The organism is Actinomycetota bacterium (assembly GCA_040905475.1).
Taxonomy (GTDB): Bacteria; Actinomycetota; AC-67; order AC-67; family AC-67; genus DATFGK01.
This window is the reverse complement of sequence record JBBDRM010000074.1, coordinates 18749-35407: the sequence shown is the minus strand read 5'-3', so window position 1 is coordinate 35407 and position 16659 is coordinate 18749. Positions and strand designations below refer to the sequence as shown.

General features: G+C 68.0%; 14 protein-coding genes. 8 read left to right on the top strand and 6 right to left on the bottom strand.

Annotated elements, in window-relative coordinates:
• Positions 1 to 478: SMP-30/gluconolactonase/LRE family protein (locus WEB06_07720; GenBank protein MEX2555503.1), on the bottom strand; the 478-nt coding region annotated here is incomplete at its 3' end.
• A 59-nt stretch (positions 479 to 537) separates the two neighbouring features.
• On the opposite strand from WEB06_07720, the gene WEB06_07715 reads away from it, so the two are divergent.
• The 4 genes from WEB06_07715 to WEB06_07700 are packed head-to-tail and all read left to right on the top strand — an operon-like array spanning position 538 to position 4101.
• Positions 538 to 1389 (top strand): PfkB family carbohydrate kinase, encoded by an 852-nt coding sequence (locus tag WEB06_07715; GenBank protein MEX2555502.1) that lies wholly within the window; start codon positions 538 to 540, stop codon positions 1387 to 1389.
• Positions 1390 to 1395: 6 nt separating this feature from the next.
• On the top strand, positions 1396 to 2835 hold the full coding sequence (locus tag WEB06_07710) for an aldehyde dehydrogenase family protein (protein MEX2555501.1): 1440 nt from the start codon (positions 1396 to 1398) through the stop codon (positions 2833 to 2835).
• Positions 2832 to 3626 (top strand): cupredoxin domain-containing protein, encoded by a 795-nt coding sequence (locus tag WEB06_07705; GenBank protein ID MEX2555500.1) that lies wholly within the window; start codon positions 2832 to 2834, stop codon positions 3624 to 3626. Before WEB06_07710 ends, WEB06_07705 begins: the two co-directional genes overlap by 4 nt.
• A gap of 4 nt (positions 3627 to 3630) precedes the next feature.
• Positions 3631 to 4101 carry a VOC family protein gene (locus tag WEB06_07700; protein ID MEX2555499.1) on the top strand — a complete coding sequence of 157 codons (471 nt, stop codon included), beginning with the start codon at positions 3631 to 3633 and terminating at the stop codon, positions 4099 to 4101.
• Positions 4102 to 4143: 42 nt separating this feature from the next.
• On the opposite strand, the gene WEB06_07695 is transcribed toward WEB06_07700, so the two are convergent.
• Positions 4144 to 6414, bottom strand: coding sequence for a hypothetical protein (locus tag WEB06_07695; GenBank protein MEX2555498.1), 2271 nt, complete (start codon positions 6412 to 6414; stop codon positions 4144 to 4146).
• A gap of 147 nt (positions 6415 to 6561) precedes the next feature.
• Between WEB06_07695 and WEB06_07690 the strand changes: the two genes are divergently transcribed.
• The gene (locus tag WEB06_07690; protein ID MEX2555497.1) at positions 6562 to 7950 is read left to right on the top strand and encodes an alpha/beta hydrolase domain-containing protein; all 1389 of its coding nucleotides are present in this window, start codon (positions 6562 to 6564) and stop codon (positions 7948 to 7950) included.
• A 5-nt stretch (positions 7951 to 7955) separates the two neighbouring features.
• Here WEB06_07690 and WEB06_07685 read toward each other — a convergent pair whose 3' ends face one another.
• From WEB06_07685 to WEB06_07675, 3 genes are all read right to left on the bottom strand, one after another.
• Positions 7956 to 8984 carry an alpha/beta fold hydrolase gene (locus tag WEB06_07685; protein ID MEX2555496.1) on the bottom strand — a complete coding sequence of 343 codons (1029 nt, stop codon included), beginning with the start codon at positions 8982 to 8984 and terminating at the stop codon, positions 7956 to 7958.
• Between the two features lie 220 nt (positions 8985 to 9204).
• Complete coding sequence (locus WEB06_07680) at positions 9205 to 10173, bottom strand: 5'-methylthioadenosine/S-adenosylhomocysteine nucleosidase (protein ID MEX2555495.1); 969 nt, start codon at positions 10171 to 10173, stop codon at positions 9205 to 9207.
• A 104-nt stretch (positions 10174 to 10277) separates the two neighbouring features.
• Entirely contained in the window at positions 10278 to 11123 is an 846-nt protein-coding gene (locus tag WEB06_07675; GenBank protein ID MEX2555494.1) for a trypsin-like serine protease, read from the bottom strand.
• A gap of 149 nt (positions 11124 to 11272) precedes the next feature.
• On the opposite strand from WEB06_07675, the gene typA reads away from it, so the two are divergent.
• Positions 11273 to 13102 (top strand): translational GTPase TypA, encoded by a 1830-nt coding sequence (typA, locus tag WEB06_07670; GenBank protein MEX2555493.1) that lies wholly within the window; start codon positions 11273 to 11275, stop codon positions 13100 to 13102.
• Positions 13103 to 13154: 52 nt separating this feature from the next.
• Positions 13155 to 14879 (top strand): CocE/NonD family hydrolase C-terminal non-catalytic domain-containing protein, encoded by a 1725-nt coding sequence (locus tag WEB06_07665; GenBank protein MEX2555492.1) that lies wholly within the window; start codon positions 13155 to 13157, stop codon positions 14877 to 14879.
• A 12-nt stretch (positions 14880 to 14891) separates the two neighbouring features.
• Here WEB06_07665 and WEB06_07660 read toward each other — a convergent pair whose 3' ends face one another.
• The gene (locus tag WEB06_07660; GenBank protein ID MEX2555491.1) at positions 14892 to 15293 is read right to left on the bottom strand and encodes a nitroreductase family deazaflavin-dependent oxidoreductase; all 402 of its coding nucleotides are present in this window, start codon (positions 15291 to 15293) and stop codon (positions 14892 to 14894) included.
• 100 nt (positions 15294 to 15393) lie between these two features.
• On the opposite strand from WEB06_07660, the gene WEB06_07655 reads away from it, so the two are divergent.
• Positions 15394 to 16653 carry an acyltransferase gene (locus WEB06_07655; GenBank protein ID MEX2555490.1) on the top strand — a complete coding sequence of 420 codons (1260 nt, stop codon included), beginning with the start codon at positions 15394 to 15396 and terminating at the stop codon, positions 16651 to 16653.
• Positions 16654 to 16659: the final 6 nt, after the last annotated feature.

Genomic DNA, 16659 nt, shown 5'->3' with positions numbered 1-16659 from the left:
CGCGGGCGTTCTGATAGTCGCTCACGTACAGCAGCGCGCCGTCGGGCGACAAACCGATCCCGTTCGGCCAGTCGATGCCGGAGCACACGACTTCCGAGCGCCCGTCGGGGTGAAGGAGCCACACGTCGCCGGGGATCACTTGCTCGCCGCCGAACGGTTTGAAGCGCAAGGCTCCGGCGTAAACGCCGCCGTCCGCAGCGACCGTGAGGTCGTTGAAGCCGGTGACGCCCCCGGGTGCGAGCAGCGTGCGCGTCTCGCCGGCGCGGACGTGCGCGAGGTCGCGGCCGCCGACAACGAACCCGCCGTCGGCGTGGAACGCGAGCCCGCCGACACCGCGCCGCTTCGCAACGACCGTCTCCACACCGGCCGTCGTCCAGCGATGAACGCCGCCGCCGAGCGCGTCGGCGAAGGTGACGCTGCCGTCGGGATGCCAGCGCACCGCCTCGACGAGATCGAACCCCCAGACGAGCGCCTCCACGGCGCGGAGCGTAACCGGTTCTCGGTCCCTCAGGCATGGCCCGTGCGGGATGGGGCAAAGTGTCGGATGTGCGCGCGGCGGTGATCGGCCACGTCGAGTGGGTCGACTTCGTTCGGGTCGACCGGCTGCCCTCGGCCGGGGACATCGTGCACGCGCGCGGGACGTGGTCCGAGCCGGCGGGAGGCGGCCCGGTGTCGGCGGTCCAGCTCGCGAAGCTCGCCGGAGCATGCACGTTCTTCACGGCGCTCGGGGACGACGATCTGGGTCACCGGGCGTACGAGGAGCTCACCGCGATGGGCCTTCGGGTCGAGGCTGCGTTCCGTCCCGACCCGACCCGGCGCGCGATCACGCACATCGATCAGAGCGGCGAGCGCACCATCACGGTGCTCGGTGCCAGGCTGTCGCCGTCGGCCACCGACCCGCTGCCGTGGGAGGAGCTCGAGGAAACCGATGCCGTCTACGTCTGCGCGTGCGATCCGGAAGCGATGCGTCTGGCACGGCGAGCGCGCTGCGTCGTAGCGACGTCGCGCATCATCCTCCCGACCCTTCGAGAGTCCGGAGTCGCGCTCGATGCGCTGGTCGGAAGCGCGCTCGACCCGGCCGAGGCCTACCGGGAAGGCGATCTCGATCCCGCGCCGCGACTCGTGGTCCGCACGGAGGGCGCGAAAGGCGGGACGTACGCGCCCGAGGGTGGCGCCACCAAGCGATACGCGCCGGCTCCGGTCCCTGGGGAGGTCGTCGACGCGTACGGCTGCGGCGACAGCTTCGCAGCCGGGCTCGCTTACGCGCTCGCCGGGGGACGCTCGCCCGAAGCCGCGGTCGCGTTCGCAGCACGATGCGGCGCCTCCGTTCTGACGGGCCGCGGCCCCTACGAAGCACAGCCGACCGCCGAACACGCGAAGGGAGAGTGACGTCCCATGGACCGCCTGCCCGCACTCATCGCCGGCAAGGACGTCGAGACCTCCGACTACTTCGTCACCGAGGACCCTTCGAGCGGGAAGCCGCTCGCGGAGGTAGCCCGCTGCGGGAAACCCGAGGTCGACGCCGCGGTCTCCGCCGCTCGTTCCGCCTCCGACGGCGAGTGGCCGGCCACGCCGGCGGCCGAGCGCGGCCGGGCGCTGAAACTGGTCGCCGACCTTATCCGCCGCGACCGCGAAGACCTCGCGCTCACCGAGAGCAGGGACACGGGCAAGCCGCTCCGTCAGGCGCGCACGGACGTCGACGTCGCCGCCCGCTACTTCGAGTTCTACGGCGGGATCATCGACGCGTTCTACGGCGAGACGATCCCGCTCTCCGATGAGCTGCTCGCGTACACCTTGCGCGAGCCGTTCGGCGTGACGGCGCACATCGTGCCGTGGAACTATCCCATCCAGATCAGCGCGCGCACCGTCGCGCCCGCGCTCGCCGTCGGCAACTGCTGCGTGCTCAAGCCGGCGGAAGAGGCGCCGCTCACCGCGCTCCGTCTGAGCAGGCTCTGTCTTGAGGCCGGCCTGCCGCCGGGCGCGCTCAACGTCGTGCCCGGCTTCGGGGAGGAGGCCGGCGCACCGCTCGCCGCGCACCCCGGCATCGATCACCTGTCGTTCACCGGATCGCTGGAGGTCGGGAAGCTGGTCCAGAAAGCCACCGCCGACAACGTCGTCCCCGTCGCGCTCGAGCTCGGCGGGAAATCGCCGAACGTGGTGTTCGGCGACGCCGACCTCGACGCCGCATTGCCGGTGATCGTGAACTCCATCCTTCAGAACGCCGGTCAGACGTGCAGCGCAGGCTCGCGGCTGCTCGTCGACGAACGGATCCACGACGAAGTCGTCTCGGCGGTCGCGGACCGCTTCGCCGCCGTGCGCATCGGCCCCGGACCCGAGGATCCCGATCTCGGGCCGCTGATCAGCAAGCAGCAGCTCGAGCGCGTCCGCGGGTTCGTCGATGGGACGCGGGATCGGGCGCGGCTCATCTTCGGCGGAACGTCGCCGGAGGGTCTCGGCGGCGGCTACTACTTCTCGCCCACGCTGTTCGACGAGGTGTCCCCCGACGCTTCGATCGCACGCGAGGAGGTGTTCGGACCCGTGCTCGCGGTCACGCCGTTCCGCGAGCTGGACGAGGCGATCCGTCTGACGAACGCAACCGACTACGGGCTCGTTACGGCCGTATGGACCCGGGACGTCACGACGGCGCACCGACTTGCCCGCGCGGCCCGGTCGGGTCAGGTATACGTGAACACGTACGGCGCGGGCGGCGGCGTCGAGCTGCCGTTCGGCGGCTTCAAGCGCTCGGGGTACGGCCGCGAAAAGGGCTTCGAGGCCTTGCACACGTACAGCCAGGTCAAGACCGTCACGATCCGCCTGCCCGGGAGGTCCGGATGACCGACACACGAAGCACTCGTATGCGGCCTCGTTGGACCGACCTCGCGACCACGGGGTTCATCCTCGCGGCCCTCGGTCCTTTGCTGCTTCTCATCGCGGTGCTCGGGTGGGGCGTCGACAGCGAAGGAGAGGTCGGCTTCTTCGGAGCCGTCCTCGGGATCGCCGTCGTCGCCGCCATCCTCTCCCGGTTCCCGGCGATATGGGCGAAGATCGCGAGCATCCTGCTCGCCGTCCTGATGATGGGCGGGCTCTGGTGGACGATCTTCGGTCTGTTCGCCGGGCCGTCGAGCTTCTTCGACTTCATGTCGGGGGTGCTCGTGCTTCCGGGCGCGCTGCTTGCACTTGTCGGAAGCGTCCGCGCGCTCATGGCGGCCCGTCGTGGAGACCTCCGACCGAGCCCCGAGGGCGGCGAGCGCAAGACGATGCGCACCGCGCTCGTGATCGTGGGCCTGGCGGCCCTCGTGTCGGGGATCCTAACCGTTACCGGACGGACGACGGTTGCGGACTCATCTTCCGCGGTCGCGACCGTTCTCATGAAGGACTTCGAGTTCTCCCCAACGGAGGTGTCCGTCTCCGGCGGATCGGCGGTGCTCGTGCGCAACGACGATCCGTTCCTGCACACGTTCACCGTCGACGATCTTGCGATCGACGAGGCGATCACGCTCGGCAGCGAACGGCTCATCACGATCCCGGCGAAGCCCGGCACGTACATCCTTTACTGCAAGCCGCATGTCTCCGACACGGAGCGCCCGGATCCGGACGACATGGTCGCGACGCTGCGCGTCACCTAGCGGCGTGGATACCGGCCTCGGTCCGATGGAGCTGTACCACGTCGGGATCGTCGTGCACGACCTCGACGATGGGATGCGCCGGTTCGGAGATCTGCTCGGTATCGGGCGGTGGGTCACCTTCGAGACGGCGATGCCGTCGCGCTATCGCGGTGAGGAGGTCACGGCCGGAGCGCGCGCCGCTTACGGGAACGCGGGACCCTCGTACGTCGAGCTGGTACAGCCGACGAGCGGACCGTGGACCGCTCAGGCGTTCCTCGAGGAACGCGGCGAGGGCGTTTACCACCTCGGGTATTGGGTCGACGACGTGCCCGACGCGATCCGGCGCGCGGACGCGGCGGGCCTGGGCGTGGATTGGTCCGCAGAGGCGGATGGGAAGCCATTCGTCGTCTACCTCGACGCCGTCGGCGGCGTCCACATCGAGCTTGTAGCCGCGTCGGTGCGACCCATCATCGAGGCACGTTTCGCCGAACGCTGAGCCGTGATCGCAGTTCGCGTGCTCGAGCTCTGACCGGAGCCGCTACGGGGCGACGCACCAGTCGAAGTTGAAGAGACTGGGCACGCGCGGGATCTGATCCTCGACCCCGGGACGACACAGCAGATACGGGCCACCGTTCATCACGTCGATGATCTCGCCGGTCAGCCAGAAGTGCGCCTTCTGGTCGCCGGCACTCGGGTCGCGTCGCGGATCCTCGTGCGGATCCCCTCCGTCGGGTAGCGGCGGAACGTTCCAGTTCGGCGGCAGCAGGCTGCCCGAATCCCAGTAGACCAGCGCCGAGCCGTTCCAGGGCAAGATCGCTCCGCCGCCGTCACGAGCGAACGGCGTGAGGCCGAAGAACGGATCGATCTCCCAGTGCCGGCCGGGCATCAGCGCGGTGTCCATCACGCGAGCGCCGATCGTGCGGGCCTCGACCTCCGCCGAGAAGTTCGTCACCTGGAAGTCCCCGAGCGCTGCGTGGAGCAACACTTGATGGGCCGGCGTGTTCGGCAGAGGGTCGCTCGACATGTGCTGGGCGTAGCCGTTCCCTTCCCCGCGATCCCAGAGCATCTGCAGAAGGGCCATGACGAGCTGCTGTTCCTGCTTGTTCGGGAACATCGTGTACAGCAGCGACGAGTACGACGGAAGGACGTCCTCGGTGTTGATCAGCGGCCCTTCCCAGTCGACGGAACGGTTCAGCAGCGTCGAATAATTCATCCCGAGCACGCCGAGCACCGATCGCGTGAAGTCCACGCCGAGCGCCGTCAGCGCCGCGCCCATGATCCCGCCCTGGCTGTTCCCATCGTAGAAGAGCTCGTTGGCCTCTATGATCGGCGTGCCGGCCGTCTGGAACGCCGGGTCCGAGGCGAGACCTTGCGGATGGGCCATCGCTCGCCCCAACACCAGGAAGTTGAGGAATCCCTGCTGCGCGCGATCGATCATCGACGGCATGTTCGACGGGTCCAACAGCGTCACCACCGCGTTCGCGATGTCGTACTCGGCGAAGCCCATCCAGTTCACCGCGCAGGGCATGAAGTTGCGCTCCCGGTCGCGCTCGGTTGATCCGCCGGCGGACTCGAAGCGGCTGCCGAGCAGGCCGTGCCCGTAGAGCATGGGATGCGCAGGGGTCGACGCGGTCGCAAGCTCCGGGATCGAGCAGACGAAGGGCACGTCGATCGTCGACAAGATCGGGTTCTGCTGCGGGAGGTCTTCCAGCCCGTAGTAGAAGCGGCCGGTGGGGATCGCTTGGCCGGGAAGGCTGTCGCCCGCCGGCGTGTCGACCGGAGACGTGATCTCCTCGGGGACCGGCTGCGGCGGGAGGAACAAGAAGTTGGGAACGGTCACCGTGCCCTCGACCGTGCGTAGCTTTGTCGGGTTCGAGGGTTCGTCGGTGACCGACGTGATCGCGAACTTCGGCGACTCACCCTGGATGACGCCGTCGGACAAGTCTGTGTCACCGAGCTGAGCGAACGCCGTGTCCCGGATGTGGAGCACGCGTTCGCTCAAGTTCCGTTCGGACGCGACGGTGAACTCCCACGCGAGGAAGAGTTCCGATCGGTCAAACGCGACGCCGCGGGCGGTTTCGGCTTCCCCGATCTCGGAGATGATGCGATCCATCTCCGGCCGGCGCGCCTCCTCGAACGTGGGGTCGAGCGGGCCCGGCGTGCCGTCTCTGTAGGCGGCGAACTGCGCCGCGGCCGGGATGGTCCCGCCCTGCGCATCCTTCATGTTCCGCAGCGCGACGAGGTAGCGGTGTCCTTCCAAGAAGTTGATCGCGGGTCGCAGGATCAACAGCCGCTCGTCCTCCGCCGTCCCGGCGTTCATGTCGAGCTCCGACCAGAACGGCCAGCGCTCGCCGGTCGTCGCGTCGACCAGGAGCATGGGCGCGTCGTGAGCGGCGTAGCGGCCGATGTCGGCCAGGTGGTCGCGCGGATCGTTCGGCCCGCCGACGCCCGCGCCCGTCATGCCCGCGGTCCCCCACGTCTGATACAGGTCGAGGCCCGGCACGAACGTCAGGACCATCGAGCCCGGCGAGAAGCCGTCGTTGCGGTTCCACTCCTCCGGAATGATCGGCTTCACCATCAGGCCGCGCGGCATCTCGAGCAGCCCGAAGTCGATGCGGCGGCCGGTATCGGTGGTCGGGTCCGCTTTGGTGAACCGATCGTTCGGGAAAGGCAGCAGGCAGAGCGCCGTATCAAGCGGGTCGCATGGGAGCCGGGTCGCCGAAGCGGCCGGCAGCGGGGCGATCGACGTCAGGCCGGCCAGCAGCGCGGCGGCGAGGACGGCTCGGCTCAAGCGTCGGGTGCGTCGCATCAGATCAGGCCTCTCCTTGGGGGACTGAGCGTCGGATTCGACACGCGACGCCGGACTTCCTCTTTGGGACGGTTCGGGGCCGTAGCCAGGAGATGAGGCGTCCCGCGGGGAATTCCCGAGTTCGAGCGGATCGAGCGGGGAGGAACCATGGCAAGGAAACGGGCGCCGGTCGTCGGGATCCTCATCGCGCTCCTCGCGCTGACCGGGCTCCCCGGCACGGGGCGGGCCGCCGTGCCGAACCCGGCGGTCAAGGGTCCGATCGGGGCAACCGGTATCCACGGGTACCCGCTCTGGGACAGCTGGTTCTCGCTCGCAGAGCTCGGGTATGAGGAAGCCGAGTACTTCATCTCGGGGACGGCCCGGAACCTCGACACCGGCGCGACCGCGCCGTACACCACGCGCATCATCGTGACCCGACCTTCGTCTCCCGATCGCTTCAGCGGGACGGTCCTCCTCGACTGGGTCAACGTCACCGCCCAGTTCGAGAACGCCGTGGACACGATCACGACGCACGAGTTCCTGCTGCGCGAGGGATGGGCCTACGTCCACGTCAGCGCGCAGGCGGCCGGGATCTGCTGCACGCCGCTCACGCCGAAGATCTGGGATCCGGTCCGGTACCGCGCGTTGTCCCATCCCGGCGATGATTACTCCTTCGACATCTTCTCTCAGGTCGCGCAGGCGATCCGCTCCCCTGCCGGCGTCGACCCGATGGACGGGCTGACGGTGGAGCGTGTTCTGGCGGCGGGGCAATCGCAGTCCGCCGGCCGGCTGTACGGATACGTCACCGAGGCGCAGGCGGCGGCCGGGGTCATCGACGGATTCCTGATCCACGGCGGCGGGAGCAAGACATACGACGCGCCGCCGGCCGCTCCGGTCCTGCATCTGCTCAGCGACGCAGAGGCTTCGCCGGAGAGTCCCAACACGAGCACGAACTACCGGCTCTGGGAGATCGCCGGCACCGCACACTCCGACTTCTACATCGGCTACCACCAGGTGGTTGGGCAAGGCCCGCGCTTCGCCGGCGCGCCCAAGCGGCCGGCGTCGGCCGACGATCAACTCCACGTGGTCGCGGGCAACTACGGCGAGCAGCCCCACCCGCTTCAGCTTGCCTGCATCCTCGCCGGAGCGGCGTTCCCGATGCGCTACGCGGCCGCCGCGGCCCTCCATCACCTGGACGCCTGGGTCGAGACCGGCGTCGCACCCGCGAACGGCCCGCGCTTCGCCTTCACCGCCGCGGGCACGCTGGCAAGGGACACGTTCGGCAACGCCGAGGGTGGCGTACGCTTGCCGCCGATCGACGTGCCCGTCGCGAGCTACGTTTCGACGCTGTGCGGGCTCGGCGGGATCACGATCCCATTCACCGACCTGCAGTTGCGGCTCCTCTATCCGAGCCACGCCGTCTACTACGCGAAGATGGTCGCGGCGACGAACGCGACCGTGAGCACGGGCTTCATGCTGCCGCCGGATGCGGTGGACCTTTTGAAACGAGCCTGTGCGGCGAAGTCTCGCTGGCTGCTCGCCGCAACTCCCTGCTAGGCGCGCTACTTCAGGAGCGCGTCGAGGTAGTCGACCGTTCGGCGCATCGACTTCGTCCATTGCGGCCCGAACGCGTGTTGTTCCCCCTCGTAAACGAAGTATCGAACGTCCTTCCCGGCGGCGCGGAGCGCTGCGGCGGTCTTGTCCGACCAAGCGATGGGACAGCTCTCGTCCTCGGTCCCGTGATGGATCACGACGGGCACGGCGATCCGATCGAAGAAGTTCACGCTGGAGACGTTACGCCAGAACTCGGGGTTGTCCTCCGGAGACCCGTACTTGTCCGAGATCCGCTCAGCGAGTGCGCGTCGATCCTCGTCCCTGCGGAACCACTTGTTGAAGTTGTCGACCGTGTCCGAGCTCACCGGCGCCCACACCACGACCGCGTCGACCAGATCCGGCCGTGCGACCGCGGCGTTGAAGGTGACCGCGCCGCCCATCGAACGGCCGAGCAGCCCGACATGCTCACGATCCAGATACGGAAGCGCGGATCGCTTGATGGCCATCACTGCGTTGAGTGCGTCTTCCGCGTAGCCGAGCCGAAGGCCCATCTCGAAGTTTGGGTCGTCGTCCGACGCCGCGTGATTGCGGTAGTCGATGTGCAGGACGACGTACCCCTCCCGAGCGAGGTAGTCCTGCTCGCGCCGCATCCCCTGGCCGTTCACGTAGATGTCGGGATCGATGTATCCGTGGTTCAGGACGAGCGCGGGGAACGGTCCCTTCCCCTCGGGCACGTTCATGATCCCAGAGATCGTGAGATCCCCGCTCTTGTACGTGACGAAGTAGCGCGTGTAGGTGCTCGTCGTCGCGAGAACCTTTCCGACCTTCAGGTTCCGGCCGGTGTACTCCTTCTGCATCAGCGCCTCGAGCGAGACGGGATGCGGCGGCGGCGAGGTGACCGTCGGGACCGGGCTCGTAGCAGACGACGTCGAAGGACTGGAGATCGGGCCCGACTGCTTGGTCTGCGGCGTCTGCGTGCAGCCGACCAGAGCCAGGAGTACGACCAGCGACGAGAGCCGGCGCACGAGGTTCTTCACGGGTCCATCATCGCCGAAGGCTCACCACTCTGTAATACGAGTGACCCCCCGGCGGGGTTCGACCCAGGCTCGTATGCTCTGGACACGCTCGAGCTCGCCGAACAATCGGAGCATCAGCGTCAAGACGACGTTCGCGTGATGCTCGACCCGGCCGGGCATCCGTTCTGCCTCTACGCAGGTAAGGAGGACGGAACCGAGGTAACCGCGTGACTCGAACTGGTTAGATCCCGGCCCACGCCTCGAGGAATGCCAGCGTGACGAGAGCTGCGTTGTCGGCGGCGAGCTGCCGGTAGAAGAAGAACTGTGCCGGGAAGTCGGGCAGGCGCAGCGGATCGCCCTTGCCGTCGGACAGCGAGCGGAAGGCGATAAACGGGATCCCGGCCGCGGTCGAGACCTTCGCCACCGCTGCGGTTTCCATGTCCTCAGCGGCGTATTCGGTCGTAGCGGGCGGCGGTGACTCGAAGTACCCGAAGAAGAAGTCGGGATCAACGAATGGCCGGACGTCCTCGACGAACTTCTGTACGTCCGGGGCGGTGAGCGGAGCACGGCACGGCTCGCAGCCGAAGATGTCGCCCCCGCCCGGGATGCACGGCCACCGCCGGCCGTTGAAGGAATCCGCGCTCTTGCCGTCGCCGTGGAAGGTGATCTTCGGCGCGTTCGGCATGCGGATCGTCCGGACGATCGCCGGATCGACGCCCACACACGCGAGGTCTCCGATCGGCACACGACGCGTGAGGTGCACCGCCGCGCTCGCCTGTTCGGCCGTCGCGAACATCGCCGGATCGACGACGAACCAGGTCGTGCCGTCCATCGTCCAACGATCCGGCACCGCGACGTCTCCGATGTTGGTGGTCCCGCCAGAGACGCCTGAGAAGACCACGCCGGTGATGGCGGTTTCGCCGCCGCAGCTGAAGTGCGCGAACGCGTTCGTCGTCGTCACCTCCGCGTTGACGAGCCCGATCCCGCTCAGCGCGAGGACCACGTCGTTGCCGCGAAGCGTCCCCACGAAGAAGCGGCGTCCCTCGATCTCCTCGATCCCCCCGATATCCGCCTGCGTCAGCAGCATGTCGATCTCGCCGGGGAACGCGGAGAGCACCAGGAGCCGCGGAGCGCAGAGGTCCACGGCCGCCTCGCTCGGCCCGAAGCCCAGAGCCAGCAAAGCCAGCGCGAGCGGCAGGAAGCGTCTCATCCCGAGGAAGGTTCTGTACCCGCGCCCCGCGTTCCTCCCCCGCCCTCGAGGGATGACAAAGAGAAGGACCCCCGCCGTCCGGCGGGGGTCCAGATCTCACGGGATCACGGGACGGCTACGAACTCGTCCAGGAACGAGCGGGCGTCCGCGATGTCCAGGCGCTGGAACCCGCCGACGCTCTTGCAGAACTGGCTTCCGCCCCAACTGGTGTCGGCCACGATGAACCCACCGTGGAACGCCGGACCGCCCGAGTCGCCGAAGCAAGTGCCTCCGCCCTCCTTCGAGTCGTTCTCGTTCTCGTTGAGCATCAAGGTTTGGGACGTCAGGTTCTGCCCGACGGCGGTGGTGAACCGCCGCGTCCGATCGGCTACCGCCGTGGGCTTCTGAGGTCCGCCTTCCGGCTTCTCGAAGAAGACGCCGTATCCGACGACCTCGAACACCTGCTTGTTGAGCCCATACTTCTCCGCCTTGACGCCGTCGAGGTATCCGGCCGGAGGCAGCTTCGCCGGTGTCGCAGCGGTGTACGGCGCGTCGAGCACGACGACGCCGACGTCGTGCAGGTCGTTCAGCTGCAGCTCGCCGTCCCAAAGCGGATGCGCGTGCGGCGTTCCGGCGAGCCATCCTGCCGGAGCGGAGGTGTATCCCGTCTGCGACATGCCGTCGCCTGCGTCGTCCGCCGCGCGCGGTGTCGGTGTCGGCGCGACCGTGTCGAACGTAACGATGCTCTTGCCGCGCACGCCATCGGTGCAGTGCGCTGCAGTCACGAGGACGGTGGAGGAAACCAGCGTGGCCGTGCACCGGAATCGACCATCCGGCTGATAGAAGACGATCATCGCGACGTTCGGGTGGTTGTTTCCGTCGAGCTCGCCGCCGGTGATGGCAGCTGCCGGCATCGCGGCCGCAGCCAACATGCCGAGCGCGAGCACCAGGAGCACGGACGCGCGTCTCATAGAGAACCCCCCTCTGTGCTGCGCCATCCCCCAGACGACGGAACCCACAGTAGCGCCGTTCCTTGTGTCGGCGCCACGACGCCGACGACGCGCCGCTTGAATACCGAACCGGCGAAGCATGGCTCCGGCACGCTACCCTTGCCTCGCTCATGCCCGTCCCTCCGCAGAACATCCGCAACGTCGCGCTCGTCGCCCATGTCGATCACGGCAAGACGACGCTCGTCGACGCGATGCTGCGTGCCTCGGGAGTCATCCGCGCCGGAGCGGTATCGCCCGACAGGGTCATGGATTCCGGCGATCTCGAGAAGGAGAAGGGCATCACGATCTTCGCCAAGGCAGCTCAGATCCCGTGGAAGGGCCACACGATCAACCTCGTCGACACCCCGGGCCACGCGGACTTCGGCGGTGAGGTGGAGCGTGCGCTTGCCATGGTGGACGGGATCTTGCTCATCGTCGATGCCTCGGAAGGCCCCCTTCCCCAGACCCGTTACGTGCTCGGAAAGGCGATGCGTCGTGGCCTGGCGTCGATCGTCGTGCTCAACAAGGTCGACCGCAAGGACGCGCGAACGTCCGAGGTTCTCGACGAGGTCTACCAGCTCTACTTCGACCTCGAGGCCCAGGATCACCACATCGACTTCCCGGTCATCTCGGCGATCGCTCGTGAAGGGCGGACGATGCCCGACGTCGGCATGCCGCCCGAGGATGCGACGCTCGAGCCGCTCCTCGACGCGATCATCGCGTCGGTACCCGCGCCCGAGGGCAACCCATCCGAGCCGCTCCAGGCGCTCGTGACGAACCTCGACGCGTCCGACTACCTGGGACGTCTCGCGGTCGGGAGGGTCGTTCAAGGAACGCTCCGCGCCGACGGTCTCATAGCGCTGTGCCGAGACGACGGCTCCACCGAGCGCCGCAAGCTCACCGCACTCGAGACGTTCCGCGGGCTCGACCGCGAACGCGTGGACGAGATCGGCGCCGGCGATCTCTTCGTCGCCGCCGGGATCCCCGACGTCGAGATCGGCGACACGCTCGCCGACCCCGACAATCCCGTGGCCCTCGCCAGGCTGATCGTCGACGAGCCGGTTCTCCGCATGACGTTCGGGGTTTCGACTTCGCCGCTGTCTGGACGCGAGGGCAAGTTCCTGACCAGCCGCCATCTTCGCGAGCGGCTGGCGCGTGAGGTCCTCGGCAACGTGTCGATCCGGGTTCGCGAGACCGAGTCGCCGGAGGTACAGGAGGTCGCCGGTCGCGGAGAGCTGCAGCTCGCCGTGCTGATCGAGACCGTGCGCCGCGAGGGCTACGAGTTCCAGGTGTCCCGCCCGGAAGTCATCACCCGGACGATCGACGATGTCCTGCACGAGCCGGTCGAGCGCGGCATCGTCGATGTGCCCGGCGATCACGTCGGGACGGTGTCCCAAGCGCTTGCGCCGCGCAAGGGACGCGTGCTCGACATCCGGCCCGGCGATCAAGGGCGCTCGATCGTGACCTTCGAAGCTCCGGCCCGCGGGCTGCTCGGCTTCCGGACGCTGCTCCTGCAAGCGACGCGAGGGACGGCATTGCTGCACCTTCACGCCGCGGGTTGGATCCCGTGGACCGGCGAGCTTCCGCATCGGTCGGGAGGAGCGATGGTCTCCGACCGCAGCGGCAAGGCGACCGCGTACGCGCTCGACGCGCTTCAGCCTCGCGGCGAGCTCCTGATCGGGCCCGGCACCGAGGTCTACGAAGGCATGGTCGTCGGCGAGCACGCCCGCCCCGACGAGCTTGTCGTCAACGTCACCCGCGAGAAGCAGAAGACCAACATCCGCGCCGCCGGCTCGGACGATGCGATCAAGCTCGAGCCGCACCGCGAGCTGAGCGTCGAGACCGCCATCGAGTTCATCGCGGCCGATGAGCTGGTCGAAGTGACCCCCGAGTCGCTCCGGGTTCGGAAGCGGCTGCTCGACCGTCGCGTCCGGGAGCGCGCCTTCAAGAAGGCACCCTAGGGAGGAGAACCGCTCCACGGCCCCGAACCGAACCAGCGTGAAGCCTCGGCTCATGGCCCTCCTGCTCTTCCTCGGCGCGCTCTCTCCTGCGCTTTCTTCGAGCGCCACAGCCTGCGTCGAGTCGCCGAGGCTCGATCCTGCGAACCCCGTCTTCGAACTGCAAGAGCAGCGGTTCGGGTTCCACGACGAGGAGCTCGTGCTGTGTTCGGACGGCGCGACGAGTCCGGTGCACATCGCGGCCCGTCTCTGGGTCCCGGAGAGCTGCCCCGGCGTCGGTGGCTGCGCCGGCGTGGTGATCGCGCACGGCTTCGGCTTCGCGAAGGAGCTGACCTTCGCCGACATGCTCCAAGCCGTGCAGCGCGGCATGTACGTGTTGAGCTACGACGTCCGGGGGCAAGGCGCTTCGGGCGGGCAAGCCGCGTTCCTCGGACGGGACGACATAGCCGACCAGGCCGCCGTCCTCGCCTGGTGGCACGCCAGCGTTCAACCGACCAGGACCGCGTTCTACGGGCTGTCGCAAGGCGGCTGGCTCTCGTGGGCGGCTTCGGTCTACAACTGCGGCGCGGCGCGTGCCGCGAGCTACGACTCCACGATCCCATGCGACGAAGGCGGCCGGTGGATCGACGCGATCGCGCCCGTTCAAGGGCCGACGGAGTACCTCGACGACGGCATCTGCCCCCTCTTCGCCGTCGAGGCGCTCGCGTACTCGCGGTTCAACCCGATGCTGGCCGGATCGCTCGCGTCGTGCGTGACTACCGGCCGGCCCGGAACGGTTCCCGACATCTTCGTCGACATCGCGCATCGGCTCGATCGCATCGACGTTCCCGTCTACGCCGTGACGAGCTTCTACGACCGTCTCATCCTGCCGCAGCTCGTCACCTCCGCCTACGAGGTCTTGCACGCGCGCACGCTCGATGCCGGCGACGATCTGTTCGGCGTGGACGTGCGCCTGACCATCTCGAACGACGGCCACGGAGCCGTCGGCGGGAATTTCGCCGTGATCGGCGACGTGTTCACCTGGATCCAGAACCAGATCGCCGGCGGCCCGCCGCTCCGCGACGCGACCGTCGCGATCGCGCAAGAGTGGGACGGCAACGCGTTCCGGCTCGAGCACGGGTGGCCGGTCCCCGGATCGGCGACCCAGACGTTCTATCTCGCGAACGGCGCGCTCACCGCGACGCCGGCCGCCGCCCCGCCCGAGGAGCTGCGCAACCTTCCGGTCCTCGCGAGTCCGCCCGAGGCGCCGTTCATCGGAACGATCGTGAACACGAACAACGACGCTGCGATCCCGCGTATGCGACTCGTTTATACGACGGAGCCGCTCGCGCAGACGGCGGAGTTCACCGGCCAACCGTCGGCAACGATCTACGTTTCGTCGGCGAACGCCGACTCGGAGGGCGAGGGTCAGTTGCACATCGGATTGTCGGAGCTCGCGCCCGACGGCTCCGCGCACGAGTTCTCCCATGCCCGCATCGGGTTGACCGGACTCGGCCCGACCCCCGTCGCGGTGCCGATCGCACTCACGATCGCGAGCCATCGCGTCGACGCCGGCAACCGGCTGATGCTCACGATCACGCCGTCGGATGTCGCGGTCGCGTTCCCGGCTCGCGGGCTCGATGCGTTCTCCGTCCACCACGACGCCAGCGCCCCGTCGTCGATCTCCGTGCCGGTCGCGCCCATCGATCGAGTCCCGCCGGCAGGCGATCCTCCGAGCGGCGCCGGATTCACCGAGGACCCGCTCGGGGCGATCTGCATCGCCCTGAGCCTCCCCTGCTGAAGATCCTGGCGGTTAGATCGGTTCGATGATGACGAGCGGGATGTCGCGGTCGGTTCGACGCTGATACGCGGCGTACCCCTTGTACTTCGCGATCACCTGCGGCCAGAGCCGTTCCTTCTCGTCGATCGATGCCACTCGCGCTCTCATCTTGCGGGTGGAGCCGCGCATGGTGACTTCGACATCGGGATCGTCCCGCAGATTCAGGAACCAGGCCGGATGACGGTTGTCGCCGCCGAACGACGCGACGAGGACGAGCGAGTCCCCCTCCTGGACCGGCGACGTCAGCATCGTCGTTCGAACCTTGCCGCTCTTACGTCCCGTCGTCGCGAGCATCAAGACCGGCATCCCGAAGCCGGAGTTCCCGATCCGGCCGTTGGTCATGCGGAAGATCTGCTCGTGAGAGCGCGATAGCACCCGCGCCGCGAGGTCCTTGACGTCCGAGAACGAAGGGATCACGGCACGATGCTATTCCATGCTCACGGCCCGACGCTCACCCGCCGATAGGGTTTCTGTGATGACGGAGAGGCCCTCACCGACCGGACTGGACGCCCTCGTTGACCTCACCCCGGACACCCGGGATCGCTTCATGGACTTCCTTCGGGCCGCGAGCATCGCGATCGTCGTGTTCGGCCACTGGCTGATCAGCGTCATCTTCTGGCGCGACGGCGTCATCTACACGACCAGCGCCATCGGGTTGACGCGCGGGCTATGGCTCGCGACGTGGGTGTTCCAGGTCATGCCGATCTTCTTCTTCGTCGGCGGGTTCTCCAACCTCGTAACGTACGAATCGTACCGCCGGCGTGGGCTGAGCACGTGGACGTTCATCCGCAGCAGGCTGGAGCGCCTCCTGCGACCCTCGATGATCTTCCTCGGCCTGTGGGTGCTGATCCAGATCGTCCTTCACCTCGCCGACGTCGGACGTTCGACCGGACCGCAGCTCTGGGGCGACACCCACCTGCTGCGCGGGATGTTCCCGCCCGGCTCGACGCTGCCGTTCGGACCCCTGTGGTTCCTCGGCATGTACATGATCGTGGTGTCGATCAGCCCGCTGACGATCCGCCTGCACCGTCGCTTCGGCTGGCTCGTCCCTGCCGTGTGCGTCGCGGGTGCGATCGGGGCCGACGTCGTCGGATTCGGGCTCGGCTTCCACGGCGTCCGCTACGCCAACGTCGCGTTCGTGCTCCTGCTTCCGCACCAGCTCGGTCACTTCTACGCCGACGGCAGCTTCGCGAGGCTGCCGCGCAAGGTTTTCTGGACGATGGTGGCGACCGGGCTCGCGATGTTGGTCTTGTTGACCAACCCGTACCTTTTCAGAGCGATCGGCGGGGCCGCCCGCTTCGACTGGTTCCCCGGGATCGGCTACTACCCGCGCAGCCTCCTCGGAACCGACGTGGAGTCGATCTCGAACGCTTATCCGCCGACGCTCTGCTACCTGGCCGTTGGGATCTGGACGATCGGCGCCGTGATGTTGCTCCGCGAGCGGCTGAGTCGCTGGCTGCAGAAGCCGAGACCTTGGAAGGCGGCGATCCTCGCCAACAGCATCATCATGACCCTTTTCTTGTGGCACATGACCGCGTTCCTGATCGCGGTGCTCGCATTGGGGCCGCTCGGCCTCGGTCGACAGACGAGCGGTACGACAGCGTGGTGGATCGAGCGCATCGCCTGGATCGGGATCCCAGCGATCATCCTTGGGGTCCTGGTCGTGATCTTCGGGCGGTTCGAGCGACCACCAGCTGCCCGAAAGGGCATTGCCGCCCGGCCCGGCTCCCCCTAGGTTCGG